This is a genomic window from Pseudomonas sp. P4_C4 (assembly GCF_056402055.1).
Genome location: NZ_JBFUID010000035.1, coordinates 33,625 through 59,348, shown reverse-complemented (window position 1 = coordinate 59,348; position 25,724 = coordinate 33,625). Strand labels below are relative to the sequence as shown.

The window sequence follows — 25,724 nt, the reverse complement described above, 5'->3', positions numbered from 1 at the left end:
AGCATAATGTTTTATATCAATATGCGATTGTTTAATGATTAGGTTATAGCTGAAAGGAATTTATAACCCTTTCGCATAGCGCCATACGCTATTGATCGATCGCCCGGCGTGGGGGCGGGCTATCCTTCTTTCGACAATGGAACTATGCTTTTCAGACATCTTATTGACTGTTCTCTATGTGCGGGCCAAATGAAAATTGATGATATCGACGCCTTTGTCGAAGTGATTCGTTGCCAGTCCATCAGCCATGCCGCCGAGTCGCTGCAACTGACTCAACCGGCCATCACGCGGCGCGTGCAGAACTTCGAGCAGGCGTTGGGTGTGGAGTTGTTCGATCGCAACACCAAACCGCTCAAGCCCACGCTGATCGGTACGCGGGTGTATGAACAGTGCCGTTTGATCCTGCGGGAAATGGATGCGCTGCGCGAGCTGGTGGCCACCGACGCACCGCCCACCGGGTTGTTACGCCTGGGCGTTCCGCAAACCATTGGCGATGTGGTGCTGCTCGATGCGCTCAAGCATCTGCGCATCGAATACCCCGAGCTGCGCGCTCAGGTGGCCACGGGCTGGGGTAGTCAATTGGTTGCAAAGATCGAGCGAGGTGAACTGGACGCAGCGGCGGCGCTGTTCCCGGCCGGCAAGATTTTCCCGGACAACATTGTCGGCGAGTCGATTGGCAAGATGGAACTGGTGGTGGTGTGCGCCAAGTCCCAATTGCCCAAGCGTCCGTGCAAGCTCGCCGACGTTTACCAGAATGGCTGGATTCTCAATCCCGATGGCTGCGGTTTCCGTGCCGGTCTGCAACGAACCTTGTCGGACCAGGGGCTGGCCCTGAGTGTCAATCTGGAAACCTTCGGCACCGAACTGCAACTGGGCCTGGTCGCCGACGGCATGGGGCTGGGGTTGGTGCCGCGTCCGTTGCTGGAACGCAGCACGCATTTCGAACAGTTGGCGGTGATGCCGCTCAAGGACTTCAAGCCGGTGATGGACCTGTGGCTGATCTATCCGCATTTCCTGGGCAATCTGCAAGGGCCGGTCGATGCCTTTGGCAAACTGGTCGCCGGATCGCTGCAGAAGATCAAGCGTGCAGCGTGATGCTCGGGCAGGAATATAATAAAAAAAAATAATAATTAGCTTAGATTAAAATGTGCTTTTTATTATTTTTTGCCTTCCCATAGGCTGGCTGGAGATCCTTAAGGCCATCCAGGAAGTTTTGCCATGAGTAGCGTCAGTCCGTTATCCAGCGTCTCGAAAAATGTTCGCCAACGGGTCAGTCCCGAAGAATGGGAAGTGCGTGTAAAACTGGCTGCGGCCTATCGGCTGGCGGCCCTGTTCAAGTGGACCGACCACATCTACACGCATTTTTCCGCGCGGGTGCCGGGGCCGGACGAACATTTCCTGATCAATGCCTTCGGGTTGTTGTTCGACGAAATCAGCGCCTCGAATCTGGTCAAGGTGGACATCGACGGCACCATCGTCGACGACCCCACCGGGCTTGGCATCAACCCTGCCGGTYATGTGATTCACAGTGCGATTCACGCGGCACGTCCGGACCTGCAAGCAGTCCTGCATACCCATACGCGCGACGGCATTGCGGTGTCCGCGCAGCGCGACGGGTTGTTGCCGATCTCCCAGCATTCGATCGGTTTTTCCGGGCGGGTGGCTTATCACGGTTACGAAGGCGTCGCGCTGGATCTGGACGAGCGCGAGCGTCTGGTGGCGGATCTCGGTGATAAAAATGTGTTGATCCTGCGCAATCACGGCTTGCTCACTGCGGGCATCAGCGTCGAGCATGCGTTTCAACAGCTGCACGGACTGGAGCGGGCCTGCAATATCCAGATCGCGGCGCAGGCTGCTGGTAACGTCGAGTTGATCTTCCCGCCAGCCGAAGTGGTGGCCAAGGTCGAGAAACAGGCTGAGGTGTTCAAGAGCGGTGAAGGACCGGGCGTGGCGCGGCACTGGGATGCACTGATCCGTCAGTTGGAGCGTAGCGACAGCGACTACAAAAACTGAGCCTCTCCCACAGTACTCCGTGGTGAACACAGCCCTTGTGGACACCCGGAGCAAATGTGGGAGCGAGCTTGCTCGCGATATCGGTGTGTCAGGCGAAGTAGATGTCGGATGTGCCGGCCTCATCGCGAGCAGGCTCGCTCCCACAGGGGATTGCAGCCGGACACAAATCCTGGAAACGCCCAATAACCTTGTAGGAGCGAGCCTGATCGCGATAGCGGTGTGTCAGGCGAAGTAGATGTTGGAAGTGCCGGCCTCATCGCGAGCAAGCTCGCTCCCACATTGGTTATTCATCGCGGTTAAGCGACTTTTTCTGCGTTTTGCCGCTCACGCTCTGCCACCAGTTTGCGGGTCAGCGGGATCAGGCGCTTGCCGTAGTCGATGGCGTCTTCAAGCGGATCGAAGCCACGAATGAGGAACGTGGTGATGCCCAGGTCGTAGTAGTCGAGCAAGGCTTCGGCCACTTGTTCTGGAGTGCCGACCAGTGAGGTCGAGTTGCCTTGTGCGCCCAGCAGCCCGGCGATGCCGGTCCACAGTCGCTTGTCCAGGCGTGCGCCTTGGGCGGCAGCGGCGAGCAGTCGGCGAGAGCCCTCGTTGGGTGGTTCGCGGCGCACAAATCCGTTCTGTTCGGCCAGCGCGGTGGCCTGTTGCAGGATGCGCTCGGCGCGTTCCCAGGCCTGGTCCTCGGTGTCTGCCAGAATCGGGCGCAGCGACAAACTGAAGCGAATGCTGCGACCGTGTTTGGCGGCCTCGGCGCGCACTTGCTTCACCACGTCGCGCACTTGTTCGTAGGTTTCGCCCCACAGCGCATACACGTCCGCATGCTTGCCCGCGACTTCGATGGCCGCCGTCGATGAACCGCCGAAATACAACGGAATGTGCGGCAGTTGCGGTGACTTCACAGCGGAGTGCGCACCCTCGACCTGGTAATACTTGCCCTCATGGTCGAAAGGCTTTTCGCTGGTCCATTCCTGGCGCAACACACTGAGGTATTCATCAGTGCGCGCGTAGCGCTCGTCCTTGTCGATGTGGCTGCCATCGGCGCGCAGTTCGCGATCATCGCCGCCGGTGATGATGTGGACGGCGGTGCGCCCGCCATTGAAGACGTCGAGGGTGGTGAACTGTCGTGCGGCCAGGGTCGGCGCGGCAAAACCCGGTCGATGGGCAATCAGGAACTTGAGGTTTTTCGTCACGCTGGCGGCGTGCGAGGCAATCAGCGTGCTGTCCGGGCTGTTGGAGTGGAAGGCTATCAGGGCACGGTCGAACCCGGCCTCGTCATGGGCGCGTGCCACTGTTTCCACATAGTCGGGCTGCAGGACAGGACCGCTGCGAGGGTGGATTTCCGAAGATTGGTGACCGCCGATGTAGCCGATGAATTCAATCGTCATGGGGAGTTCCTTTTCATTGAATAGGTGTGATTCAAGCCTCCACCTGGCATTGGGGTCGGTCTGTAGGGCCAAAAATAGGCGTAGCGGCTGTGGCTGTGAAATGCCGTTTGGTTCTAAGTTAATTATTAAAATAATGAATGACTTAAATTGTCTTGTATGAGTAATGCGCATTTTAAGCGGCGCCTTCCATGCAGCCCGCAGCGGCTGCACTTATCATGCAAACAATTTATCAGGTTGGTCTTCTATCTGATTTTTAATCATATTAGGTTATTCCCAAAAAGAATTTCACTGAGGTTTTTTATGCGAATAGCATGAAAACCGAAGCTGACGCATGGCACCTCTGGCCATGTTCTTTATGAGGAAGGAAGCCTGATGACTGAAAAGACCTTCGATACATCGAGCGCCAGCAGCTCGTTTTCCGTCACCAAGGCTGCTCGCCACACAGGTGAGTTGCAGGGCGCGTCGAGGCTGCTCCCCAATTGGCTGCGCAACTGGCGGACACCTGAAGTGTTGCTGCGTTTGCTCAGCCCGATCGCGCTGTTGCTGTTATGGGAACTGGCGTCGCAAGCGGGGCTGATTCCGCAGCGTGTCATCGCGGCGCCCTCGCAGATCGGCGGCACACTCTGGGCCATGATCGCGTCCGGCGAACTGGGCAAGCACTTGCTGGTGTCACTGCAACGGGCGCTGGTGGGCTTGAGTATCGGCGTCAGTATTGGTGTGGTTGCGGCCCTGATCAGCGGGCTGTCCAAGCGCGGCGAGGTGATACTCGATTCACCGTTGCAAATGCTGCGCACCATTCCTTCGCTGGCGCTGGTACCGCTGTTTATCCTCTGGTTCGGCATCGGCGAATTCACCAAGATTGCGCTGATCGTGACCGGTACGACGTTCCCGGTGTACCTGAACCTGTTCGCCGGGATTCGCAATATCGACCCCAAACTGATCGAGGCCGCCAACACCCTGGGCCTGAGCCGCCGCGAGTTGATCTGGCACGTGATTCTGCCGGGTTCCTTGCCCTCATTCTTTGTCGGCCTGCGCTACTCACTGGGGATTTCCTGGTTGGCGCTGGTGTTCGTCGAACAAATCAATACCACCGCCGGCATCGGTTTCCTGGCCAGTGATGCACGGGATTTCATGCGCACCGATGTGATCGTCATTTGCCTGCTGATTTACAGCGTCCTCGGTCTGTTGATCGACGGACTGATCCGCACGCTGGAGCGTTTCGCCCTGGCCTGGCGCCCAACTTTTGTGAGGAATTGATATGTCGAGCATCGATCTTCTGGACGCGTCCAAAGCAATACATTCGGCAGCACCGGTACAACTGCGCAATGTGGTGCGCCAGTTTGGCCAGCAACGGGTCATCGATGGCCTGGATCTGGATATCGCTCCCGGCGAATTCGTCGCGTTGCTGGGGGCCAGCGGTTCGGGCAAGACCACTTTGCTGCGCAGCCTGGCCGGGCTCGACAGTATCGACAGTGGTCAATTGCTGGTGCCGAAGGCGAGGGCGGCGGTGTTTCAGGAACCTCGTCTGATGCCCTGGAAGCGCGCCTGGAAGAACGTGATTCTCGGCCTGCATATCCCGGACGCCAAGGCGCGCGCGGTACAGGCCCTGACCGAAGTGGGGCTGGCTCATCGGCTCGAAGCCTATCCGGCCACGCTCTCCGGCGGTGAAGCGCAACGCGTGGCGCTGGCCCGTGGTTTGGTCCGCGAACCCAAACTGTTGCTGCTGGATGAACCGTTCGCTGCACTCGATGCGTTGACCCGGATTCGCATGCATCGGCTGATCATCGAGTTGTGGCGTAAACACACGCCGGCGGTGTTGCTGGTGACCCACGATGTGGATGAAGCCATCCTGTTGGCTGACCGGGTCATCGTGCTGGCCAATGGCAAGATCGCCGACCAATTGACCATCGATCTGCCCCGGGCCCGAGACTCCGGCCAGGAAGGTTTTCAGGCCATCCGCGCGCGGTTGCTGGGTCTGTTGGGGGTTGAAGTGGAAGCCGTTGCCGTCGCTGAGCGCCGGGCACCCAACACTTCGGTCCGGCGTTTCGCCCATGGCTGATTTCGCTTCCAGTCTTTTGAATCAGGGAAGGTCCGCCATGTCGTTACGCGTATGGAAATCTGCAGCGGTGTTGCTCTCGGGAGCCGCACTGCTGCTCAGCGGTTGCGGTGAAACGGTCGACAACAAAACGGCATCCGCTGTTCAGTCTGACTTGTCCGGTGTGACGCTGGTGCTGGGCGATCAAGCCAAAGGCTTGCGCACCGTGGTCGAGGCAGCGAACGCGCTGGAGGGCATCGACTACAAGGTCGAGTGGGCGAACTTCCAGGGCGCGGCGCCCTTGTTCGAAGCCCTGCGCGCCGGCGCCGTCGATCTGGCCCCAGCCGGTGATACTCCGGTGCTTGCGGCCGCCACCGGCGGGACACCGTTGCGCATCGTCGCCGTTCGGCGCAGTCAATCAAGAGGGATTGCGATCCTGGTACCCGCCGATTCGGCCATTCATGGCGTGGCGGATCTGAAAGGCCGAAACGTTGTGGTGTCTTCGGCCCGAGGCAGCATTTCCCAGTACCTGTTGATTCGTGCGCTGGCCAATGCCGGGGTCGACGAGAAAGACGTCAACATCGGGTTCGTCATGCCGACCGACGCCCTGGCAGCCTTCAACGCCGGCAAGATCGAAGCCTGGGCCACGTTCGGTATCTATCAGGCGTTTGCCGAGCAGCAGGGTGCTCGAGTGCTGATCAGCGGCGAGGGCATCAACACCGGGCTGACCTTCATTACCGCCTCGGATGAAGTCCTCACCGACCCGCTCAAGCGCAAGGCGCTCAGTGACGTGCTGCAGCGTTTCGCCAAGGCGTTCGAGTGGGCCCGGCAGAACCCTGACGAGTACGCCCGGGTCTTCGCCAAGGTCAACGACATACCGCTGGATGTCTCGCAACGCCTGCGCAGCTGGGGCGACGAGTCGCTGTTGCCGGTCGAGTCGCGGGATGTCCAGGCCTTGCAGCAAGTCGATGATTTGTTCGTGGAAAAGAACATCTTTCCCCATCGCGTCGACGTGGAGAAGCTCACGGACACTGCGGTGTTTTCCGCGGCACCGTTGACGGTGACGCAGTCAGAGACGGCGCGGTAGTCCGGGTCGCGGCGCGTGTTCAATTTGATGAATTACAGGAGTCTATCAATGGGCAATGTCCAGAGCGCCGCCAGTGCCCTAGAGGTGTTCCGACACCCGCTACCCGGCGGTGAACTTCTCGACATCGGTCGGGTTTTTCGCGAACCCCTGGCGTTGTCGCGGCTGCACAGCACGCCCAAGCGCGTGTTGAGTCGTCGCGAAGTGGTCTTGTTGGGTGTGCTCGCGCTGGTGTTGCATGGTGCGGTCATTGTCTGGATCAACCAGGCACCTGCGCCTCAACTGCCCGTGGTGCCGCCGCAGATTCCACCGATGACCATCGAGTTCTCGCAACCGGCACCACCGGTGGTGGTACCGCCGCCGCCCGAGCCGATCCCGCAGCCGGTGGTCGAACCGCCACCGCCGGTGGAAGATGAACTGGCCGTGAAACCACCGCCACCCAAACCGGTCCCCAAACCAAAACCGGTGGTCAAACCTGTACCTAAACCCGTGGCAAAACCTGTGGAGCAGCCACCGGCGCCGCCTGCGCCACTACAACCGGTCGCCGCGCCAGCTCCTGCTGCACCGCCTGCACCGAAACCGGTGACGCCGGCCTCGGCCAGCGCTGCTTACTTGCGCAATCCGGCACCGGAGTATCCGTCGCTGGCGATGCGTCGTGGCTGGGAAGGCACGGTGTTGCTCCGGGTACATGTATTGGCCAGCGGCAAACCGGGTGAAATCCAGATCCAGAAAAGCAGTGGCCGCGATCAACTCGATGACGCGGCGCTGGCAGCGGTAAAGCGCTGGAGTTTCGTGCCGGCCAAACAGGGCGATGTCGCCCAGGACGGCTGGGTCAGCGTGCCGATCGACTTCAAAATCAAGTGACTCAACCCTTCTGAATTACACCGCGGGCTACCTGACACAAGGCGCATCGCTACAACCGATCCAATGCCTTGCTGGAGAGCCTGACCATGAACCTGATCGCATCCCCTTTCGAATCCATCGAACACGCCGTCATCTGGCTGCTGATCCTCTTTTCCGTCGCGACCTGGGGCCTGGCCTTGCTCAAGGGTTTGCAGTTCACCCGCCTGAAGACGCAAGACCGCAAGTTCCATAAACAATTCTGGGCCGCTTCCAGCCTGGATTCGGCCGCCGAACTATCCCATGACCAGCCTGGAGCGGCAGCCCGTGTGGCACTGGCCGGTTATGCAGCGATTCAGGTGAGCGACAACCAGAACACCGATCTCAGTCAGTCGATCAACCACCAGGACCGTCTCGAGCGCGCCTTGCGTCAGCAGATCGTGCGTGAGCGGCGCTCGCTGGAAAGCGGCCTGGCCATCCTCGCCAGCATTGGCAGCACGTCGCCCTTTATCGGACTGTTCGGGACTGTGTGGGGAATCATGTCGGCGCTCAAAGGCATCAGTGCGGCGGGCTCGGCGAGCCTGGAAACCGTGGCCGGGCCGATTGGTGCGGCACTGGTCGCCACTGGCGTCGGCATCGCCGTCGCCGTACCGGCGGTGCTGGTTTACAACTACTTTCTGCGTCGCCTGAAACTGACTGCCGCCGACCTCGACGACTTTGCCCACGACTTCTACAGCCTGGCGCAGAAGCATTCGTTCCGTGTGCTGTTGCACCCGGTATTGAGCAAGTCCGGCGCCACCGTCGCCGCTCAGAAAGTCAAGGAGGCCTCCTGAAATGGCATTCTCCACACAAGACAGCGATGAAGTGCTCAGCGAGATCAACGTCACACCCCTGGTGGACGTCATGTTGGTGCTGCTGGTGGTGTTCATCGTCACTGCGCCGCTGCTGACCAACTCGATTCCGATCAACCTGCCGAAGACCGAAGCGGTGGCGCCGGTGGAGCAGAAAGATCCGCTGGTGGTGAGCATCGACGACAAGGGCAAGGTGTTCATCAACAAAGACGAAATCCAGCCTGATTTGCTCGAGTTCAACCTGCAGGCCGCCAAGGCGAAAAACTCTGACGTGCGCGTGCAATTGCAAGCCGACAACGGGGTGAATTATGGCGAAGTGGCGCGGGCGATGGCTTCGATCGAACGGGCGGGGATTACCAGGCTGTCGGTGATTACGGCGAAGTAAGAAACGTTGAAGTCTCTCGAGTTTTTACATGATGGGGGGGCGTTTGGTCCGTCTCCCGGCGGAGAAGAAAAACAAGTCGACACTGGTTAGATCGTTTATTTCTTTCAGTTATGTAAAAAGATTTAAGTTGCATATCCAAAGCCGATGAAACGGCGTGATGGCTTTAAAGAAATCTGCAATGGCAATTAAGCGGCTGCTAAAACAGTCGTAACTCCCCCTGGTACTTCATTAATCTGGCTCCGACGTCCGTTTTTGCTGCTGGATCACCCTCTTGCCGGCCATCCGCCAATCCTTAGAATCCCCTCCATCAGCTTCGTCCAACTCTCAAATCCTCCGGGGAACAACACCATGATGAACGCCATGCAGATGCAAATGCCAATGAACACCAACATGCCGATGATGGGCATGCCGATGATGATGGCGACCATGACCTGCAACATGATGGACGACGGCATGATGTGCAAGATGATGCCGGCCGCTGGCATGGACATGGCGATGTTCAAGAACAGCGCCGAAATGATGCAGATGATGATGAACTGCGGCATGCCGATGATGATGCATTGCGGCAACATGAGCATGATGTGCATGTCCCCGGCGAGCATGGCCATGCCGATGATGAACATGATGATGCCAATGCCGATGATGGGCATGCCGATGCCATCGATGAAGTGCGTGATGGAGTGCACCATGATGGATGACTGCATGATGTGCAAAATCATGCCGATGGCAGGCATGGACATGGACATGATGAAAAGCTGCTGCGCCCTGATGATGAAAATGATGAACGACTGCAGCATGCCGATGATGATGAGCTGCAATGGCATGCCGCTGATGTGCTGCACCTGCTGATCCTTGGCATCAGACATTAAAAAGCCCGGCAGGTTAACCCTGCCGGGCTTTTTAATGGTTCTTCACGGAATCCCGGGGAACATCGATACCTATAGAAGCTGCGGTGCGGCGATCCGACTTGCCAGCGATGGCAACTGACGGCCGAGCATTTTCTTCCTGGTGTACATATTCATTGCTGCGGTAACGGCCACTTAGGGTTCCGCCCTKACGGCGGGTCACTTGGAARAGCCTGTAGGAGCGAGCTTGCTCGCGATGGAGGTCAACGATGACGCGGGGAGCCTGACACCCCGCGGTGCTCTCAGGTTTTTCGCGAGCAAGCTCGCTCCTACAGGGCCCGCCGCGATCGGCCATCCATGGCCGTGCGCGGCTAACCCGGCATCCATGCCGGGTTGCCCACTGCGCAGAACCTGCGCTCGGCCTCACGAGGGGGCGTGCACCGCAACAGCACCGCGAGGCGAGCTAGCGCTCGACCTCGTTGTTTGGTGGTGCACGCGTTCCCCTGTAGGAGCTGCCGGAGGTTCGGGCCGCGTTCGGACGATCTTTTGATCTTGCTTTTGCGATCTGGAGATTRCTGAAGATTAAGATCAAAAAGATCGTCAGAACGCGGCCCGAACCTTCGGCAGCCCCTACAGATATTTCGTTATATGTGTTCCCCGGGATTCCGTGAAGAACCTTTTTAATGTCTGCTTTTCAGTCCAGGCGTTCCGGGTAAGTCACCACTAGATACGCCACCGCCTCACTGTCGGCCGGGTTGCGGTAGCGGTGGGGCTGGTCCGCATAGAACAGGATCGAGTCGCCGGTGGAGAGCAGGTAGCGCTCGTCGTTGACGCTGATCTCCAGCACACCCTGAGCCACCACCAGGTTTTCCTGCACGCCCGGGCCATGCCCTTCGGACTGATCCACTCCCAACGGGCTCAGGCGCAGTTCGTAAAACTCCGATTGGCGCGCCACGTCGAACGGAAACAGCGCGCGGCTGACAAAGGCGCCGCTGGCACTGACCAGGCGTTTGCTCTGGCTGGCCGCCAGCACCGCCACCCCTTCGAAGGCCCGATGCTCCAGAAAGGCGGCCACCGACACCTTCAAGCCCTTGGCGATTTTGCACAGCACCTTGATGGACGGCACGCTGCGCCCGGACTCGATCTGCGCCAGCATCGCCCGGCTCACACCACACTGCCGGGCCAGGGCGTCAAGGGAAAGATGACGCTTGCCCCGCAGGCGTTGCAAGTTCTGTGCGACCCGTTCGCAGATCGGGTCTTCTTCCAACGGCTCCTGGTTGTTCAAATTCAGCACGGGTTCGTCGGCGCTCGCCAGAAAGCGCGAGGGTTCTTGCGCATTCACGCGTGACGCGTCTCGCTGGCTTTAGCGGCTTGCACCCACTGAGCGGCCTGCAAACCTGCATTGCGTGCGTACATTTCCCACATGGCCCGCGCCCGTTGCTGAGCCTGTTTGCGTTTGCGGTAGCTGGCGAAGTCGATGACGTTGGCTGTCGGATTCATGGGGCACTTCACTGTGAAGGTAAATGACGGGATGAACTGAAGAGTACCCGGATAGTTATATAACTATAAATACTGATTTTTTATTTATTAATTCTTTTTGGTTATTTTAAATTCAAGCAATTGGACCGAGGTCTGACCCAAGGGACGGAACGGAGCAGCTTAAGCTAATTCCAAAAAGATATTTGTTTGTGCTTTTTAAGATCTATTAGCTTTATAGACCTTAGAAAGTGTGCCGGGAGCTCCTGTGACTATCATTCAATCCTCTTTTGCGACTGCCCGGCCCGAGTCTGCTCCACGACTTCCGAAACCCTGCGACGATCAAGCCAATGAGGATGATGTTGTCCTCGAGCTGCGAAACGTCACCAAAGCTTATCTGCGAAAAAAAGGTTCTTCTGCGCCACCGGCAGTGAGCAATGTCAGCTTGAAGGTGCGTCGGGGCGAGGTCTTGTGCTTGATGGGGACGTCTGGAAGCGGCAAGTCGACGTTGTTGCGTCACATCAACCGCTTGATCGAACCCACGAGTGGTGAAGTCTTGATCGAAGGTCAAGCGATCAGCGGGTTGAGCCACAAGGCTTTACGTGATTTGAGGTCGCGACGCATCGGTATGGTGTTTCAGCATTTTGGTTTGTTACCTCACCGCACAGTGCTGGATAACGTCGCGCTTCCATTGGAGTTGCGCGGCGAACGTGAGTCGATTCGTCACGCGGCAGCCTCCCTGCAGTTGCAGGCGGTAGGGCTGGAAGGTTGGGGTGAGCATTATCCGCATGAGCTCTCCGGCGGCATGCAGCAACGTGTCGGCCTGGCACGGGCCTTGGTGACGGAGCCTGAAATTCTGCTGATGGACGAGCCTTTCAGTGCTCTGGACCCAACCATCCGCCGTGATCTGCAAAGCCATTTCCTTGCACTGGCCCGCGAGCGCGGCATCAGCACCTTGCTAGTCACGCATGATCCGGCCGAAGCCATACGCCTGGCAGACCGAATAGCTGTGCTGCGCCATGGCCGTCTGGTGCAGTTGGGCACTCCAGAACAGTTGCTTGAACATCCCGCTGACGCCGAAGTCGCGGACTTTTTTCGGGATTGCACATCCACACCATCCCCTCTGTACAGCGTGGACAGCGTTAGCTTCAAGGCTCCAGAAAGTGAACTGCGCGAGCAGTCCGCTTCCCCTGGCTTGCGTGGGTGGCAAACTCTTTTGCTGGGGCCGGCGGCCCTGGCGGCGCGGGGTAAGGGCGGATTGTTCTGGCTTACGTTTGCCAGCGAACTCGCGGCATTGGCCGTCCTGGGTCAAGGCATTGCCAATTCATCGTTGTTTGCGGTGCTGGCGGCAGTCGCCGTGTTCGCTGCCAGCCGCTTCACTGCGTTCTCGCTGAGCCGCGCGCCCGTGCGACGAAACGCATCGGGTTGGGTTCTGCCCTTGGTGGTACTGCTGGTCAGTCAGGCCTTGGTGGTCTGGCGAGTCATTACGCCTGACACGACGAATGCGGTGCTGCAGTTCCCGGCCAATCGCCAGGCGCTACTGCTGGCAGCGCAGAGCATTGACGAATTTATCGGTTGGTCTCAGGTCACGTTCGAGGGGGCGTTTATCGGCGTGATCGTTGCCGTTCGCACCGTCATCGAAGGGATTGAAAACCTGCTGGGCTGGCTGCCCTGGACGGTGTCGGCGCTGGCGCTGGTGTTACTGGCCTGGCGTTCGGCTGGCGTCGCGTTGGCGCTGACCAGCAGCGCGGCGTTGTTGTACATCGGCCTGTTCGGCTTCTGGGAGCGAACCATCGCTACGCTGGCGCTGGTCGGTTCGTCGGTACTGATTGCGCTGGTCATCGGTGTGCCCACCGGCATTCTGCTGGCGAAGCGGGCGCTGGTACGACGGCTGCTCACACCTTTGCTGGATGTCATGCAGACGCTGCCAACCTTTGTCTACCTGATTCCTGCCGTGGCGTTCTTCTCGGTGGGCAAGACCCCGGCCGTGATCGCGACGGTGATTTTCGCGCTGGCGCCGATGATCCGTTTGACCTCGTTGGGTATTCAGGAAGTACCGAAGGACGCTGTCGAGGCCGCCGTCGCGCACGGCGCCAGCCCTTGGCAAACCCTGATCAAGGTGCAGCTGCCGCTCGCTCGCCGCTCGCTGTTGCTGGGGATTAACCAGACGATCGTCATGAGCCTGTCGATGGTGGTTGTGGCCGCGCTGATCGGCGCCGGCGGACTGGGTTATGACGTGATGACAGCACTGCGCAATATCAAGGGTGGCGAGGGCATGCTCGCCGGCGTGGCGATTGTCCTGTGCGCGCTGATCCCTGACCGAATCATTCAATCGAGCTTGCGCAAGCAAGATCACCTGCACAACTAACGTGAGACTTGTCATGAAGACACACTTATCGCGCACTGTGGGCGCAGCCGCGCTGCTGGCCTCCCTGATTCTCCCGGCAACCGTGTTGGCCAAGGACAAGATCGTCATTGGCGAGCAGAACTGGACAGGTGCAATCGCCATTCAGAGCATCCTCGCAGAGGTGATCAAAACCCGACTGGACGGCGATGTATCGTACCTGGCCGGGGATGTCGCGGTGCTGTTCAGTGCCGCCGCGAAAGGCGACGGCTCGGTTGATGTGTTGACCGACATCTGGCTGCCCAACCAGTCGGCTGCCTGGGCCAGGTACGTCACGGGCGGCCCCCGTTCACTGGTGCCAAACGTCAAGCCTTATGCGGGCGAACAAGGGTTCTATATCCCCGGGTATTTGCAGGACAAATACGGCGTTAAATCCATCTACGACCTGAAAAAGCCCGAAGTGGCCAAGCTGTTTGAGCCACTGGGTGGCGGCAAGGCTGAGTTGCTGGTGGGGCCGGCGGGCTGGGAGTCGACTTACATTGGCCAGATCAAGGCCAAGGATTACGGGTTTGCCGATAAATTCGAGTCGGTGTCCACGGAAGCTTCGGTGACCTATGCCAAGCTGGCCTCGGCCTACAAGGCGCAACGTGGCGTGGTGTTTTATGCCTACACCCCGGACTGGATCTTCTCGGCCTATGACCTGCGTCGCCTGGAAGAGCCCGCATTCGACGGCTACGCCCAGGACAACAAAAAAGGTGACCCGCTTTACAAGGTCGATGGCTGCTGGAAATTCATCAGCCCGACGGTCGATCCCGACTGGCTGAACAAAAGTCAGATTACCTGTGCCTTCCCGGATGCCAAGGTTCATGTCCTGGCGTCCGCAGCCTTGCAGACACGCGCCCCGAAAATTGCCGAGTTCCTGAAGAATGTCGCCATCGACCCGGCGCAGCTCAATGAGCTGATCCTGAAGATCGAAAAGGAAAAACTGCCGGCTGACGTCGCGGCCAAAGAGTGGGTTCAGGCGAACACCGCCAAGGTTGATCAATGGCTGTCCGCGTCGGCRCCTAAAGTGAGTGCAAGCCAATGAGTCAAGTCTCTTTGCGTTTACTCGATGGCGGTATGGGGCGCGAGCTGAAACGTATCGGGGCGCCGTTTCGTCAGCCTGAATGGTCAGCGCTCGCACTGATCGAGGCACCCGAGTTTGTGCTTCGGGCTCATAGGGCGTTCGTGGATGCCGGTGCCCGGATAATCACCACCAACAGCTACGCGGTTGTGCCTTTTCATATAGGTGAAGAGCGCTTTGCCGCGAAGGGGCGAGTGCTGGCTGAACGGGCTGGGCGGCTCGCTCGTCAGGCGGCGTCTGAGAGTGCCGAGCCGGTGACCGTGGCCGGCTCGTTACCGCCGGCTCTCGGATCCTATCGGCCGGACCTGTTCGATCATCAACGTTCTGTCACGATCCATCGAGAGCTTATTGTTGGGTTGCGGGCGCATGTCGATGTCTGGTTAGCGGAAACTCAGAGTTCTACGGCTGAAGTCAGGGCGGTAGCGGAGGCGCTGGGCGCAGAGCTCAAACCGCTGTGGGTGTCGTTTACGCTTCTGGATGAGGTCAATGAGTCACCGCAACTGCGTTCCACTGAGCCAGTCGGCGAGGCGGTACGCGTGGCGGCCGAGTTGGGTGCGAGAGTCGTGCTGTTCAATTGCAGTCAGCCGGAAGTAATGGCAGCGGCACTGGCCGAAGCCCGAGATGTTCTTGATAGCCTCGACCAGAGCATTGAGCTAGGGGTTTACGCCAACGCATTTCCTCCCGTCAGCACAGAGGCCAAAGCCAATAGTACGTTGCTGGAGATTCGTAGCGATCTGGATCCCGAGTCATACTTGCGTTGGTCCAGATCCTGGGTAGCGGCTGGCGCCAGTATTGTTGGAGGATGCTGTGGCATCGGCCCAGAGCACATCGCGCAGTTGCACCTGCACTTGTTGGCGGACAGTGGGGGCGCTGGAACATGAGCGATCTTCAACAGGAAACACTGGTTGAGCAGGCGACTTTTGGTGCCGGCTGTTTTTGGGGCGCTGAGGCGTCATTCAGGACATTGCCGGACGTGCTCGGAGCTGATGGTGATGGCGATGGCGATGGCGATGGCGATGGCGCTGGGGACATGCCAGCCTCGCGTAGTCATCGTTTGGGAAGGGTTGGTATTCGTCAAATTTGATATTCTTTTAATGAATAAATAAATCGTTATTTATTCTTTTTAATATCAAGGCAAGAGGTGCACTTTGACGGCATGCACATGAGTGCTGATTTGCCCACTCTCAGACAGGTAGCCCACATGACCATCAAAGCCATCAACGTTCGGAACCAATTCAAGGGCGTTATCAAGGAGATTGTGGAAGGTGAAGTAGTTTCTGAAATCGATGTGCAAACCGCGTCCGGCATTGTCACCTCGGTGATTACCACCCGTTCAGTGCGTGATCTCGAACTGAAAATCGGCAGCGAGGTCATTGCCTTCGTCAAATCCACAGAAGTCTCGATCGCCAAGCTCTGAGATTATCGGACTCAGGCTTGAGTAAAAAAAACGCGGCCCCGGCCGCTTTTTTATCGTTCTTGTTTCTTGAATCTTGCAATGACTTTGAGGATTTCATGGCAACTCCCTTCAAGCGTTCAGCGTTGACAGTGTTGGCGGCCTCACTGACTGCGGCGGGTATGTTACTGAGCTCCGGCGTTCACGCCGAAGGCAAAATCAGCATTGCCCAGCAATTTGGTATCGGTTACCTGATATTGGATGTGGTACGGGATCAGCAGCTCATCGAGAAGCATGGCGAGGAGCAGGGCCTCGATATCAAGGTCGACTGGAACAGCATCTCCGGTGCCACGGCGATGAACGAGGCACTATTGGCCGGCGCGCTGGATGTGGTGTCAGCCGGCGTGCCGCCGATGCTCACGATCTGGGATCGGACAAAAGGCAAGCAGAACGTCAAGGCCATTGCTTCGCTGGGCTCGATGCCCAATTACCTGCTGACGAATAATCCGAATGTGAAGAGCCTCAAGGACCTCACTGAGAAAGATCGCATCGCCGTACCGGCGGCGGGGGTCGGTTTCCAGTCGCGCACGCTGCAGATCGAAACGGCCAAACAGTTCGGCAAAGACAATTTCAAGAAATTTGACGATATCTCGATCAGCCTTGCGCACCCGGATGCAACGGCGGCGCTGATTGCTGGCGGTTCAGAGATCAATTCACATTTTTCCAGTCCGCCGTTCCAGTACCAGGAACTGCAGAATCCCAACGTGCACAAGGTACTGAGCTCCTACGACGTACTCGGCGGGCAGGCCACGTTTAACGTGCTGTACACCACTGAAAAATTCCACGACGAAAACCCGAAAACCTACAAGGCGTTCTACGACGCGCTGGCCGAGGCCGAGAAAATAATCAAGGCCGACAAGCCTGCAGCAGCCCAGACCTATATCCGGGTGGAACAGTCGAAGCTGGCCTTGCCGCTGGTTGAGAAAATCGTCGCCGACCCCGAAATCGACTTTACCGTCGTGCCACAGCGCACCTTCATCTATGCCGAGAAATTGCAGGAGTTAGGTGTACTGAAAAACAAGGCGGCCAGCTGGAAGGACTACTTCTTTGAAGAAGCCCACGGCGGTGCGGGCAGCTGAACCGGGGCATCAGTGCCCTTGACTGCTTTTAATCAACTCATACGCCCGACGCACTAGCGGGTTTACGGTGTTCGGGCGAATCCACAAGTGATAGGTCACGTCTGGCAGTCGCGGCAATCCGTCATTTTCACCCAGTACGCGCATGTCCGGGCCGAGCATTTCCATACTTCTGGGGGTGACGCCCAGTCCCGCGCGCGTCGCCGCTTTGATGCCGATCAGGTTCGATGCCAGGTAAGCCTGGCGCCAGGGAATGTTGGCGCGCTCCAGGGCCTCCAGCGCGTAGCGGCGATAGATACTCGGTTCCTCGACGAGAATCAGTGGCAAGGGTTCGCCCGGAGTATGGATGTATTGGGCCGAGCAAATCCACCACACCGGCGAGGTGCGCAAGGCGAAGCCTTCAAGGGTCGGGTCTGCGCGGGTGGAAATCACCATGTCGACCTTGCCCCGGTGCAGGTCGTCCATCAGGAACGGACTGCGACCCACGTCGATCTCCAGGCGCAAGCGCGGTGCCGAGCGGGCGATGCGGCTGAGGATCGGCGGCAGGATGGTGTCGGCGATGTCGTGGGGCGAACCGATGCGCAGCACGCCGCTCAGGCTGCTTTCTCGCAGGGAGCTCAGGGCATCGTCGTTGAGCGAAAGCATCTGCCGCGCATGGCGCAGTAACTGCAGGCCCGCTTCGGTGAGCTGTTTTTGCCGCCCGCGTTTTTCGAACAGGTTCACCCCGACAAGTTGTTCCAGGCGTTGCATGTGTTGGGTGACCGACGATTGCGTGCGGGCCAGCTGCGCGCCGGCCTCGGCAAAACTGTGGTGATCCACCACGGCAATGAAGGTGCGCAGCAATTCGAGATCGAGCGTGGGTGAGGTCGACATGTCAGCTCCAAAGGCTGTTTTTTACATCAAAGTCGCAAACATAAACATTACATGGCTTTATGTGTTGTTGCCGGTTTTTTAACGAGAAAGCTAAAGAGGTCAATGAATGCTGGAATTATCAAAGTTTTTTATTCGAGGGTGATGCGCAAGTTATAACGATATTAGATATTTGAATTTCCGTTACGTCATCGTGATACCTAGCATGCTCACACATCAGGTCGGGGAACGCCGATCATCCAGAAGGGTAAAACCATGTTGCTTGAGCGCACGCCTGTAAAACGATTGTTGCCTGTGATGCTGGGCGCCTTGATCTCGCTGGCGACCAGTGCCGGTGTTCAGGCCGATTCCACGCTGGACAAGATCCAGCAGCGTCACGTGCTGGTGGTCGGCGTAATGCTGTCCGGCGGTCCCTTTGGCGGGATCGATCCGACAACCCAGAAGCCACGTGGTTTGAACGTCGACCTCGCGCAGGAACTGGGTCGGCAACTGGGCGCCGAGGTGGAGCTGGTGCCGGTATTGCCCGCCAACCGCGTGCAGTTTCTGCAGCAGGGCAAAGTTGATTTGCTGATTGCCAACATGGAATGGACGGCCGAACGCGGCGAGATCCTCGGGTTCGTGCCGACGCCGTTCTATCGCGTGGGCGGCACCGCAGCGGTGCTCAAGGACAGCAAGATTACCCGCTGGGAAGACTTGAAGAATCAACCCGTCTGCACTTCTCAGGGCAGCAGCTACATCAAGCCGCTCACTGAACTGGGTGTCGAGATCAAGGCGTTCAAAAGTTCGTCGGAGTCCTTGCTGGCGCTACGCGGCAACAACTGCGTCGCGGCCGTGCATGACGCCACGCTGGTCAACCCGTTGATCACCGACAGTACCGAATGGCAGGGCTATCGCACGCTCACACCGGAACTCAACCCGGCGCCTTCGGTGATCTGGACCCGCCGCGGAGAAATCGACACTCAGGCCAGACTCGATCCCATCGTCAAGGAACTGCACCGCAGCGGCTGGTTGATCGAGGCCCAGACCCGCAACCGCATTACGCCCGCGTCACCGGCCTTGGTGGAATTGCAAAAGCAATTCCAGGCCAACGGTGCCTGAGTCCGGCCCCCCCATCGTTTCTCACAGACCGTCGCTTGCCCGACGGTCGTACAAGGTAGCTGCGCATGAATCGTGTTTTTTCCGCTAGAACCCTGACCACGTTGTGCCTGGCAGGGTGTGCCGGGCTGGTTGCCACGTTCGTCCAGGCCGATGCAACGCTGGAGAAGATCGAGCAACGTCACGCGATCAGCGTTGGGGTGATTCTCAGTGGTCCGCCGTTCGGCACCATCGACCCCAAGACCGGCGAGCATCTGGGCTATAACGTGGAACTGGCCAAGGGCATCGCCAAGGCGCTGGGCGTCGAGGTCAACACCGTCTCGGTACTGGCGCCGAACCGGGTGCAGTTTCTGCAGCAGGGCAAGGTCGACATCCTGATCGCCAACATGCAGTTCACTGAAGAGCGCGGCGAGATTCTCGATTACGTGCCCACGCCCTATGAGGAAGTCGGTGGTGCCGCGCTGATTCGCAAGGGCGCAGGCATCACTCAGTGGGCCGACCTCAAGGGCAAGCCTGTGTGCGTGTCCCAGGGCAGCAACTTCATCAAACCGTTGCAGGAAACCTACGGCGCACAGATCAAGGCTTTCCGTAGCCAGTCCGAATCCTTGTTGTCACTGCGTGGCAATGGTTGTGTGGCGGCGGTGCATGTCAGCCCGACCATGCATGCGTTGTTGAGGGATGCCGAATGGGCCGGGTATGAGATCCCGCTGCCGGGAGATTTGATCCCGTCCAACTCAGTGATCTGGTTACGTAAAGGCGAGCACGATATCCAGGCAAAGCTGGACGCCATTGTGCGCGACTGGCACCGCAGTGGCTGGTTGATTGCGTTGGGCGAGCGCACCGGCATGGCGCCATCACAGGCATTGCGTGACCTGCACGAGCAATATCGTAACGCCGCGCCGCAGGCCGTGCAGCCATGAGTCGGCCGTTGTTTGTGGCCTTGCAGCAGCTGCTTGGCGCCAGCCATGTGCAGAGCAGCGAAGAGGCTGCGCCGTACCTGACCGACAAACAGGGCCGTTACGTGGGGCAGGTGATCGCCGCCGTGCACCCGGGAAATACCGAGGAAGTCGCGGCGGTGGTTCGTTCCTGCGTGGCCTGCGATACGCCGGTGGTGGTGCAGGGCGGCAACACGGGGTTGATGGGTGGCGCCACCCCGGACGCCAGCGGTCGCGCCGTGTTGCTGCTGCTCGACCGGATGAATCGCGTACGAGCCGTGGACACGGACAACGACACCCTGACCGCCGAAGCGGGCTGCATTCTACAAACCGTGCAGGACGTTGCCCGTGACGCCGGCCGGCTGTTTCCCCTGAGTCTGGGCGCCGAAGGCAGTTGCACCATCGGCGGCAATCTGGGCACCAATGCCGGTGGCACCGCCGTGTTGCGTTATGGCAATACCCGTGAGCTGACCCTGGGTCTGGAAGTGGTCACTGCCGAGGGTGAAATCTGGAATGGCCTGCGTGGGTTGCGCAAGGACAACACCGGCTACGACCTGCGTGACCTTTTCATCGGCAGCGAAGGCACACTCGGGATTATCACCGCCGCGACCCTGAAACTCTTCCCTTTGCCCAAGGCGCAGTCGACGGCACTTCTGGCCTTCGATTCTTTGGCTCAGGCGGTGCAATTGCTGTCCCATGCCCGCGCCGGTTTCGGCGCCAGCCTCACCGCGTTCGAACTGCTCAGTGCCAACTGTCTCGCGCTGCTGCGCGAGCAATTTCCAGAAGGTCCGCAACCTTTTCTCGGTGCTGGGCAGCCTTGGTTTGCACTGTTGGAACTGTCCGACAACCACAGCGAAAGCCATGCCCGTCAAGCGTTTGAAGAAGTGCTGAGTGAGGCCTTCGAACGCGAGTTGCTGGCCGATGCGTTGATCGCCGAAAGTCTGGCCCAGAGCGAAGCCCTGTGGCTGTTACGGGAGAACATGAGCGAGGCGCAAAAACGCGCCGGTCGCAACATGAAGCACGACATTTCAGTGCCGATTTCCCAGGTCGTGGCGTTTGTCGCTCATACCGATGCGTTGTTGCAGACGCATTTTCCCGGTGTCCGCCATTTCACGTTCGGCCATTTGGGCGATGGCAACCTTCACTACAACGTCGCTCATCCACTTGACTCGACGGTTGAGGCGCATATGGCTCACTACGCTGCGCTCAGCTTGCTGGTTCATGACAGCGCCCATGCCCATGGCGGCTCCATCAGTGCCGAACATGGCACCGGCCAGCGCAAACGGGACATGCTCAAGCGCTACAAAAGTCCGGTGGAACTGGACCTGATGCGCCGCATCAAGCAGGCGCTGGACCCGAAAAACCTGCTCAATCCGGGCAAGGTATTGGAGGTGGCTCAGTCATGAATCTTCACCTGTCCAAACGCGTTCAGCGTGTTTCGCTGTCGGCCAATGCTGCCGCGAAGTCCCAAGCCACGGCGTTGCGTGATGCCGGTCGCGACATTCTCGACCTGACCACCGGCGAGCCGGATTTCGACACGCCCGAACACATCAAGCAGGCCGCTTATGCCGCCATCGCTGGCGGTGCCACCAAATACACCCCGATGCCAGGCGTGAAGGCTTTGCGGGTCGCTGTGCAGCGCAAGCTCCAACAGGAAAACCGTCTGGACTATCCGCTGGAATCCATCGTGATTGCCAACGGTGCCAAACAGATCATCTTCAATGCCTTCGCCGCGACCCTCGACGACGGCGATGAAGTGCTGGTGCCGACCCCGTACTGGCCGTCCTTCCCGGACAGCGTGCGCTTCAATGGCGGCGAGCCGGTGTTTATCGAATGCGGATTGGCGCAAGGCTGCAAGCTCACCGCGCAACAACTGGCGCAACACATTGGCGAGCGCACTCGCTGGCTGATCCTCAACGGACCCGGCAACCCCAGTGGCGCGGTGTACAGCATGGCTGAACTGCAAGGGTTGGCCGAGGTGTTGCGTCGTCATCCGCAGGTGCTGATTCTGCTGGATGAACTCTATGAACATATTCGCTTTGACGGTCAGCCGGCCCAGAGCCTGCTCAACGTTGCGCCGGATTTGCAGCCGCGCTGCCTGCTGGTGGGCGGTGTTTCCAAGACCTACGCCATGACGGGCTGGCGCATCGGTTTCGGTGCCGGGCCGCAGGTGCTGACCCAGGCCATGGCCGTCGTGCAGTCGCAATCCACTTCGGGAGCTTCCTCGGTGGGACAGGCCGCAGCGTTGGCCGCCTTCGAGGGTGGCCTGGGTTTCTTGCCGGAGCAGGTCGCGGCGTATCAGCAACGACGGGACTTACTGATGAGCGCCTTACGCAACGTGGACGGCCTTGAAGTGCTCGAACCCCGGGGCGGTTTCTTCGTGTTTGTGCGCTGCGCCGGGTTGTTGGGCCGCTATCGCCCGGACGGTCAGCGTCTGGAAAACGACGCCGATGTCGTGGCTTATCTGCTGGAGGAGGGCGTGGCCGGTGTGGCGGGCAGCGCTTATGGCTTGTCACCGTGGTTTCGCTTGTCTATCGCCACTGCGACCGAGAGCGTCGCGGAAGCGGGGCGCCGGATCGCCCATGCCTGTGATCAATTGCGGGGCAATGCATGATTCATTGGCTGGAAACATTTGTCCGCTGGACCGCCGGGTTCGGCCTGAACTACAGCTTTCTGCTGGACGCCTATCAACGCGCAACCCTGGAGCAGGGCGCGCTGACCACAATGCTGCTATGTCTGTTCACCATCGTCGGCAGCCTGCTGGCCGGTGTCGGGTTGGCGGCAATGTTGACCTCGGGGAAACCCTGGCTGGCTAAACCTGCACGGGTGTTCGTTGAAGTCACCCGCAACACGCCGACGCTGGTGCAGCTGTATTGCGCGTTCCTGGTGCTGAACATGCTGCTGACCCAGGCGGTCGGCGCGGCGAACCCGCTGACGCCGTTCGCCTGGGTGGTGATCGTGATCTCGCTGCACAAGGGCGCGTTCCATGCCGAAGCCTTGCGCGCCGGCATCGAAGCGGTGCCGACCGTGACACTGGAAGCCGCCAGTTCCCTTGCGTTCAGCAGCCGCCAATTGCTGTGGAATGTGCAACTGCCGCTGGCGGTGCGCTTCGCCTTGCCGTCGCTGATCAACAACCTGATCGACCTGGTGAAGATGACCACCGTGGCCTCGGCCATTGCCGTGGGGGACATCACTTACGCGGCGATCATGATCTGGACCCAGAGCGACAACGTGCTGGAACTGATGATTCTGATTCTGAGTTTTTTCGGCCTGCTGAGTTTTATCGTCAATTGTGTGGGGCGCTACCTGGAAGCGCGCCTGAGGATGCCCGGCTATGGCCATTGAATCGTCCGTCACCGCGCCGGTGGCCTGGCCTCGTCGGCATGTCGGGAAACTGTCGCTGTTGATTTTCGCCGTGTTCTGGCTGATCTGGATCGCCCCGCAAAGCCCGGTGCTCAAGGCCTTGCTGCAATGGTCGCCGGCACTGGTTGCAGGCTTCGGCCAAAACATTCTGATCAGTCTCGTCGCCATCGGCCTGGGGTCTGTGTTGGGGTCGTTTGTCGGTGCGTTGGCGCTGTCGCCCCTGCGTCTGCTGCGTTTGCCGGCTCGGATCTGGGTGCAGGTTTTCCGTAACGCACCCTGGCTGGTGCTGATTTATTTCACCACCTATGTGTTCCCGTTCGAGATCCACATCGGCAGCGCCTATGTCGCTTTCCCGGACTGGGTCAAGGTCACGATTGGCCTGGCGTTGCCGGCGAGTGCCAACGTCGCGGAAATTTTCCGTGGCGCCATTGCCTCGATCCCCAGCACCCAATGGGAAGCCGCACGTTCCCTGGCGTTCACTCGCGGGCAGATTTTCCGCTCGATCATCTTGCCGCAGTGCTTCAAACGCATGTTGCCGCCGTGGATGAACCTTTATGCGGTGATCACCATGGGCACGGCGCTGGCGTCACTGGTGGGCGTGCATGACGTGATCGACACCGCTCAGATCGCCAGCAACACCGTGAACATGACCGGCTTCACCGTGGTGATTTACCTGAGCCTGTTGGTGCTGTTCTTTGCCTATTGCTACCCGATTTCCCGACTCACCCAACGCCTGGAGCGACGTTATGCCTTCTCCTGAAACCGTCGCCGAGCCCTTGATCAGCCTGCGCGACCTGCACCTGTCGTTTGGTAATAACCCGGTGCTCAAAGGCATCGATCTCGATGTGCATCGCGGTCAGGCCGTGTCGATCATCGGCCCGTCCGGCTCGGGCAAATCGACCATCCTGCGCTGCATCACCGGCCTGTTGCAGTCCCAGCGCGGCACCATCCGCGTGGGCACGACCGAGGTTCACGCCCTGGCCCAGGAAGCCCAGCGCATCGAGTTGCGCAAGCGCGTGGGATTTGTATTCCAGCAATACAACCTGTTCCCTCATTTGTCGGTGTTGGAAAACCTGGTGATTGCCCCGCGCAAGGTGCTGGGGCGCAACCGGATCGAGGCCGAGAAAGACGCCCGCGCCTTGTTGGCCAAGGTGCGTATGGAACACAAGGCCGATGCTTATCCGGGCCAACTCTCGGGCGGTCAGCAGCAGCGCGTGGCGATTGCCCGCGCCCTGGCGATGCGTCCGGAACTGATTCTGTTTGATGAGGTGACCTCGGCCCTCGACCCGGAAACGGTCGGTGAGGTGCTGACGGTGATTCGCGAGTTGACCGAAGAGGGCATGACCTGCGTGCTGGTGACCCACGAGATGCGCTTCGCCGAAGAGATCAGCGACATCGTCTACTTCACGGAAAACGGCGTGATCGTCGAACACGGCAGCGCCGTGCAGATCTTCCAGCAGCCCACCAGCGAACGTACCCGGGCGTTTTTGCGCCACGCCCTGGGTGATTCGGGACGCCGGCCGCCCATCGCCAATGATCCGTATCTGTTGAGCAACCTGAGTCGCTACAGCCTGTCCGTCTAATACCGAGGAGCCTGTTCATGAGTACCGTTAACCGTGCCGCCGTCATCGAGGATTTCCTGAAGAAAATCCGTGTCATCCATCAACGGGGCGTCGACCGTGCCGCGCTGGCAGAAATCGTTTCCTTGCTTGAAGCCCTTGCCCAGCGCCGCGATCTGTTCAATTTCGACGAGTTCCCGGCCCCCGTGCCGGGGCAGGGCAGCACCGCGTTCCGCTACCGTCTCAATGACGACGGTGATACCCCGACGCTGTACCTGAACTCGCTGTTACCGGGCAAAAACACCATCCCTCACAACCATGAAACCTGGGCGATCATCAGTGCCGTCGAGGGCCAGGAAATCAACTACGTCTACCGTCGGGATGACGAGGGTCGCGAGCCCGGTTTCACCAGCTTGCACCTGGAAAAGGAAGTGATTGTGCAGCCGGGCACCTCCATCTCGTTTCTCGGCGAAGACCTGCATGGCATTCGGGTCGAAGGCGAACAACCGACCCTGCATTTCCATCTATATGGCTTGCCGCTGGAGTCCCTCAACGGTCGTTACGGCATCGAGGCTGACGGGCGCATTCTCAATTACAACGCCTCGCAAATGGCACCGTCGATCAAGGCCTACGCATGATCGATTTTTATTACTGGCCGACTGGCAATGGCCTGAAGATCGGCATCCTTCTCGAAGAATTGGCGCTCCCGTACCGCACCATTGCGATCAACATCCGTGAAGGCGAACAGAAGCAAGCCGCGTTCCAGCGCATCAGCGCCAACGGGAGGATTGCGGCGATCGTCGACCCTGCGCCACTGGGCTTAAGCGAGCCGCTGAGCCTGTTCGCCCTCGACTTGGCGATCTATCCGCACATCCATGCCTGGCGCGAGCGAATCAAGGCACGCCCGGCCGTCCAGCGTGCGTATACGAAGGGACGGGACGTCGCGGCCGAAGAGCGCTCCCTGGCGCTTCAATAATTTTATTTTGCACACG

At 59.2% G+C, this 25,724-nt stretch carries 28 protein-coding genes; 24 read left to right on the top strand and 4 right to left on the bottom strand.

The window, feature by feature from the left end:
• Positions 1–189 precede the first annotated feature (189 nt).
• Both AC1DXW_RS18990 and AC1DXW_RS18985 read left to right on the top strand, forming a co-directional pair.
• Entirely contained in the window at positions 190–1,095 is a 906-nt protein-coding gene (locus AC1DXW_RS18990; protein WP_477756364.1) for a LysR family transcriptional regulator, read from the top strand.
• Positions 1,096–1,218: 123 nt separating this feature from the next.
• Positions 1,219–2,013, top strand: coding sequence for a class II aldolase/adducin family protein (locus AC1DXW_RS18985; RefSeq protein WP_477760317.1), 795 nt, complete (start codon positions 1,219–1,221; stop codon positions 2,011–2,013).
• 296 nt (positions 2,014–2,309) lie between these two features.
• On the opposite strand, the gene AC1DXW_RS18980 is transcribed toward AC1DXW_RS18985, so the two are convergent.
• Entirely contained in the window at positions 2,310–3,398 is a 1,089-nt protein-coding gene (locus tag AC1DXW_RS18980) for an LLM class flavin-dependent oxidoreductase (protein WP_477755657.1), read from the bottom strand.
• A 372-nt stretch (positions 3,399–3,770) separates the two neighbouring features.
• On the opposite strand from AC1DXW_RS18980, the gene AC1DXW_RS18975 reads away from it, so the two are divergent.
• The 7 genes from AC1DXW_RS18975 to AC1DXW_RS18945 all read left to right on the top strand — a co-directional run bounded on the left by AC1DXW_RS18975 (position 3,771) and on the right by AC1DXW_RS18945 (position 9,442).
• Positions 3,771–4,655 carry an ABC transporter permease gene (locus AC1DXW_RS18975; RefSeq protein WP_477755658.1) on the top strand — a complete coding sequence of 295 codons (885 nt, stop codon included), beginning with the start codon at positions 3,771–3,773 and terminating at the stop codon, positions 4,653–4,655.
• 1 nt (position 4,656) lies between these two features.
• Positions 4,657–5,457 (top strand): ABC transporter ATP-binding protein, encoded by an 801-nt coding sequence (locus AC1DXW_RS18970; protein WP_477755659.1) that lies wholly within the window; start codon positions 4,657–4,659, stop codon positions 5,455–5,457.
• A 37-nt stretch (positions 5,458–5,494) separates the two neighbouring features.
• Entirely contained in the window at positions 5,495–6,520 is a 1,026-nt protein-coding gene (locus AC1DXW_RS18965; protein WP_477760316.1) for an ABC transporter substrate-binding protein, read from the top strand.
• 48 nt (positions 6,521–6,568) lie between these two features.
• Positions 6,569–7,381: an energy transducer TonB gene (locus tag AC1DXW_RS18960; RefSeq protein ID WP_477755661.1), complete on the top strand. Its 813-nt coding sequence runs from the start codon at positions 6,569–6,571 to the stop codon at positions 7,379–7,381.
• A gap of 86 nt (positions 7,382–7,467) precedes the next feature.
• Positions 7,468–8,190, top strand: coding sequence for a MotA/TolQ/ExbB proton channel family protein (locus AC1DXW_RS18955; RefSeq protein ID WP_477755662.1), 723 nt, complete (start codon positions 7,468–7,470; stop codon positions 8,188–8,190).
• A 1-nt stretch (position 8,191) separates the two neighbouring features.
• The gene (locus tag AC1DXW_RS18950) at positions 8,192–8,593 is read left to right on the top strand and encodes an ExbD/TolR family protein (RefSeq protein WP_477755663.1); all 402 of its coding nucleotides are present in this window, start codon (positions 8,192–8,194) and stop codon (positions 8,591–8,593) included.
• 348 nt (positions 8,594–8,941) lie between these two features.
• Entirely contained in the window at positions 8,942–9,442 is a 501-nt protein-coding gene (locus AC1DXW_RS18945; protein WP_477755664.1) for a hypothetical protein, read from the top strand.
• 690 nt (positions 9,443–10,132) lie between these two features.
• On the opposite strand, the gene AC1DXW_RS18940 is transcribed toward AC1DXW_RS18945, so the two are convergent.
• Positions 10,133–10,723 (bottom strand): helix-turn-helix domain-containing protein, encoded by a 591-nt coding sequence (locus AC1DXW_RS18940; RefSeq protein ID WP_477756039.1) that lies wholly within the window; start codon positions 10,721–10,723, stop codon positions 10,133–10,135.
• A gap of 53 nt (positions 10,724–10,776) precedes the next feature.
• Positions 10,777–10,938 carry a hypothetical protein gene (locus AC1DXW_RS18935; RefSeq protein ID WP_414873507.1) on the bottom strand — a complete coding sequence of 54 codons (162 nt, stop codon included), beginning with the start codon at positions 10,936–10,938 and terminating at the stop codon, positions 10,777–10,779.
• A gap of 454 nt (positions 10,939–11,392) precedes the next feature.
• On the opposite strand from AC1DXW_RS18935, the gene AC1DXW_RS18930 reads away from it, so the two are divergent.
• From AC1DXW_RS18930 to AC1DXW_RS18905, 6 genes are all read left to right on the top strand, one after another.
• A complete protein-coding gene (locus AC1DXW_RS18930) occupies positions 11,393–13,282 on the top strand; it encodes an ATP-binding cassette domain-containing protein (RefSeq protein ID WP_477756037.1) in 1,890 nt (629 codons plus the stop codon).
• A gap of 13 nt (positions 13,283–13,295) precedes the next feature.
• A complete protein-coding gene (locus AC1DXW_RS18925) occupies positions 13,296–14,345 on the top strand; it encodes an ABC transporter substrate-binding protein (protein ID WP_477760315.1) in 1,050 nt (349 codons plus the stop codon).
• Positions 14,342–15,262 carry a homocysteine S-methyltransferase family protein gene (locus tag AC1DXW_RS18920; RefSeq protein WP_477760314.1) on the top strand — a complete coding sequence of 307 codons (921 nt, stop codon included), beginning with the start codon at positions 14,342–14,344 and terminating at the stop codon, positions 15,260–15,262. Before AC1DXW_RS18925 ends, AC1DXW_RS18920 begins: the two co-directional genes overlap by 4 nt.
• Entirely contained in the window at positions 15,259–15,465 is a 207-nt protein-coding gene (locus AC1DXW_RS18915; RefSeq protein WP_477756034.1) for a hypothetical protein, read from the top strand. The genes AC1DXW_RS18920 and AC1DXW_RS18915 overlap by 4 nt, the downstream gene beginning before the upstream one ends.
• Positions 15,466–15,582: 117 nt before the next feature.
• Positions 15,583–15,798: a TOBE domain-containing protein gene (locus AC1DXW_RS18910; RefSeq protein WP_059404251.1), complete on the top strand. Its 216-nt coding sequence runs from the start codon at positions 15,583–15,585 to the stop codon at positions 15,796–15,798.
• Positions 15,799–15,893: 95 nt separating this feature from the next.
• Positions 15,894–16,913, top strand: a complete 1,020-nt coding sequence (locus AC1DXW_RS18905) for an ABC transporter substrate-binding protein (RefSeq protein WP_477760320.1) — start codon at positions 15,894–15,896, stop codon at positions 16,911–16,913.
• A 9-nt stretch (positions 16,914–16,922) separates the two neighbouring features.
• Here AC1DXW_RS18905 and AC1DXW_RS18900 read toward each other — a convergent pair whose 3' ends face one another.
• On the bottom strand, positions 16,923–17,783 hold the full coding sequence (locus AC1DXW_RS18900; RefSeq protein WP_477760313.1) for a LysR substrate-binding domain-containing protein: 861 nt from the start codon (positions 17,781–17,783) through the stop codon (positions 16,923–16,925).
• 252 nt (positions 17,784–18,035) lie between these two features.
• On the opposite strand from AC1DXW_RS18900, the gene AC1DXW_RS18895 reads away from it, so the two are divergent.
• The 9 genes from AC1DXW_RS18895 (at position 18,036) to AC1DXW_RS18855 (ending at position 25,708) form a co-directional block, all read left to right on the top strand.
• Positions 18,036–18,878 carry a transporter substrate-binding domain-containing protein gene (locus AC1DXW_RS18895; protein WP_477760312.1) on the top strand — a complete coding sequence of 281 codons (843 nt, stop codon included), beginning with the start codon at positions 18,036–18,038 and terminating at the stop codon, positions 18,876–18,878.
• 65 nt (positions 18,879–18,943) lie between these two features.
• A complete protein-coding gene (locus AC1DXW_RS18890) occupies positions 18,944–19,795 on the top strand; it encodes a transporter substrate-binding domain-containing protein (RefSeq protein WP_477755416.1) in 852 nt (283 codons plus the stop codon).
• The gene (locus tag AC1DXW_RS18885) at positions 19,792–21,216 is read left to right on the top strand and encodes an FAD-binding oxidoreductase (RefSeq protein ID WP_477760311.1); all 1,425 of its coding nucleotides are present in this window, start codon (positions 19,792–19,794) and stop codon (positions 21,214–21,216) included. The genes AC1DXW_RS18890 and AC1DXW_RS18885 overlap by 4 nt, the downstream gene beginning before the upstream one ends.
• A complete protein-coding gene (locus tag AC1DXW_RS18880; RefSeq protein WP_477755414.1) occupies positions 21,213–22,424 on the top strand; it encodes an aminotransferase class I/II-fold pyridoxal phosphate-dependent enzyme in 1,212 nt (403 codons plus the stop codon). The genes AC1DXW_RS18885 and AC1DXW_RS18880 overlap by 4 nt, the downstream gene beginning before the upstream one ends.
• The gene (locus AC1DXW_RS18875) at positions 22,421–23,155 is read left to right on the top strand and encodes an amino acid ABC transporter permease (protein WP_477755413.1); all 735 of its coding nucleotides are present in this window, start codon (positions 22,421–22,423) and stop codon (positions 23,153–23,155) included. Before AC1DXW_RS18880 ends, AC1DXW_RS18875 begins: the two co-directional genes overlap by 4 nt.
• On the top strand, positions 23,145–23,933 hold the full coding sequence (locus AC1DXW_RS18870) for an amino acid ABC transporter permease (RefSeq protein WP_477755412.1): 789 nt from the start codon (positions 23,145–23,147) through the stop codon (positions 23,931–23,933). Before AC1DXW_RS18875 ends, AC1DXW_RS18870 begins: the two co-directional genes overlap by 11 nt.
• Positions 23,920–24,756 (top strand): amino acid ABC transporter ATP-binding protein, encoded by an 837-nt coding sequence (locus tag AC1DXW_RS18865; RefSeq protein WP_477755411.1) that lies wholly within the window; start codon positions 23,920–23,922, stop codon positions 24,754–24,756. The genes AC1DXW_RS18870 and AC1DXW_RS18865 overlap by 14 nt, the downstream gene beginning before the upstream one ends.
• A 17-nt stretch (positions 24,757–24,773) precedes the next feature.
• Positions 24,774–25,370, top strand: coding sequence for a cysteine dioxygenase family protein (locus AC1DXW_RS18860; RefSeq protein ID WP_477760310.1), 597 nt, complete (start codon positions 24,774–24,776; stop codon positions 25,368–25,370).
• Positions 25,367–25,708, top strand: coding sequence for a thioredoxin domain-containing protein (locus AC1DXW_RS18855; protein ID WP_477760309.1), 342 nt, complete (start codon positions 25,367–25,369; stop codon positions 25,706–25,708). The genes AC1DXW_RS18860 and AC1DXW_RS18855 overlap by 4 nt, the downstream gene beginning before the upstream one ends.
• Positions 25,709–25,724: the final 16 nt, after the last annotated feature.

Coding starts and splice junctions, on each gene's coding strand:
- AC1DXW_RS18990 (WP_477756364.1), top strand. CDS start 190: ATGAAAATTGATGATATCGACGCCTTTGTCGAAGTGATTCGTTGCCAG.
- AC1DXW_RS18980 (WP_477755657.1), bottom strand. CDS start 3,398: ATGACGATTGAATTCATCGGCTACATCGGCGGTCACCAATCTTCGGAA.
- AC1DXW_RS18975 (WP_477755658.1), top strand. CDS start 3,771: ATGACTGAAAAGACCTTCGATACATCGAGCGCCAGCAGCTCGTTTTCC.
- AC1DXW_RS18970 (WP_477755659.1), top strand. CDS start 4,657: ATGTCGAGCATCGATCTTCTGGACGCGTCCAAAGCAATACATTCGGCA.
- AC1DXW_RS18965 (WP_477760316.1), top strand. CDS start 5,495: ATGTCGTTACGCGTATGGAAATCTGCAGCGGTGTTGCTCTCGGGAGCC.
- AC1DXW_RS18960 (WP_477755661.1), top strand. CDS start 6,569: ATGGGCAATGTCCAGAGCGCCGCCAGTGCCCTAGAGGTGTTCCGACAC.
- AC1DXW_RS18955 (WP_477755662.1), top strand. CDS start 7,468: ATGAACCTGATCGCATCCCCTTTCGAATCCATCGAACACGCCGTCATC.
- AC1DXW_RS18950 (WP_477755663.1), top strand. CDS start 8,192: ATGGCATTCTCCACACAAGACAGCGATGAAGTGCTCAGCGAGATCAAC.
- AC1DXW_RS18945 (WP_477755664.1), top strand. CDS start 8,942: ATGATGAACGCCATGCAGATGCAAATGCCAATGAACACCAACATGCCG.
- AC1DXW_RS18935 (WP_414873507.1), bottom strand. CDS start 10,938: ATGAATCCGACAGCCAACGTCATCGACTTCGCCAGCTACCGCAAACGC.
- AC1DXW_RS18930 (WP_477756037.1), top strand. CDS start 11,393: ATGGGGACGTCTGGAAGCGGCAAGTCGACGTTGTTGCGTCACATCAAC.
- AC1DXW_RS18920 (WP_477760314.1), top strand. CDS start 14,342: ATGAGTCAAGTCTCTTTGCGTTTACTCGATGGCGGTATGGGGCGCGAG.
- AC1DXW_RS18915 (WP_477756034.1), top strand. CDS start 15,259: ATGAGCGATCTTCAACAGGAAACACTGGTTGAGCAGGCGACTTTTGGT.
- AC1DXW_RS18910 (WP_059404251.1), top strand. CDS start 15,583: ATGACCATCAAAGCCATCAACGTTCGGAACCAATTCAAGGGCGTTATC.
- AC1DXW_RS18905 (WP_477760320.1), top strand. CDS start 15,894: ATGGCAACTCCCTTCAAGCGTTCAGCGTTGACAGTGTTGGCGGCCTCA.
- AC1DXW_RS18900 (WP_477760313.1), bottom strand. CDS start 17,783: ATGTCGACCTCACCCACGCTCGATCTCGAATTGCTGCGCACCTTCATT.
- AC1DXW_RS18895 (WP_477760312.1), top strand. CDS start 18,036: ATGTTGCTTGAGCGCACGCCTGTAAAACGATTGTTGCCTGTGATGCTG.
- AC1DXW_RS18890 (WP_477755416.1), top strand. CDS start 18,944: ATGAATCGTGTTTTTTCCGCTAGAACCCTGACCACGTTGTGCCTGGCA.
- AC1DXW_RS18885 (WP_477760311.1), top strand. CDS start 19,792: ATGAGTCGGCCGTTGTTTGTGGCCTTGCAGCAGCTGCTTGGCGCCAGC.
- AC1DXW_RS18880 (WP_477755414.1), top strand. CDS start 21,213: ATGAATCTTCACCTGTCCAAACGCGTTCAGCGTGTTTCGCTGTCGGCC.
- AC1DXW_RS18875 (WP_477755413.1), top strand. CDS start 22,421: ATGATTCATTGGCTGGAAACATTTGTCCGCTGGACCGCCGGGTTCGGC.
- AC1DXW_RS18870 (WP_477755412.1), top strand. CDS start 23,145: ATGGCCATTGAATCGTCCGTCACCGCGCCGGTGGCCTGGCCTCGTCGG.
- AC1DXW_RS18865 (WP_477755411.1), top strand. CDS start 23,920: ATGCCTTCTCCTGAAACCGTCGCCGAGCCCTTGATCAGCCTGCGCGAC.
- AC1DXW_RS18860 (WP_477760310.1), top strand. CDS start 24,774: ATGAGTACCGTTAACCGTGCCGCCGTCATCGAGGATTTCCTGAAGAAA.
- AC1DXW_RS18855 (WP_477760309.1), top strand. CDS start 25,367: ATGATCGATTTTTATTACTGGCCGACTGGCAATGGCCTGAAGATCGGC.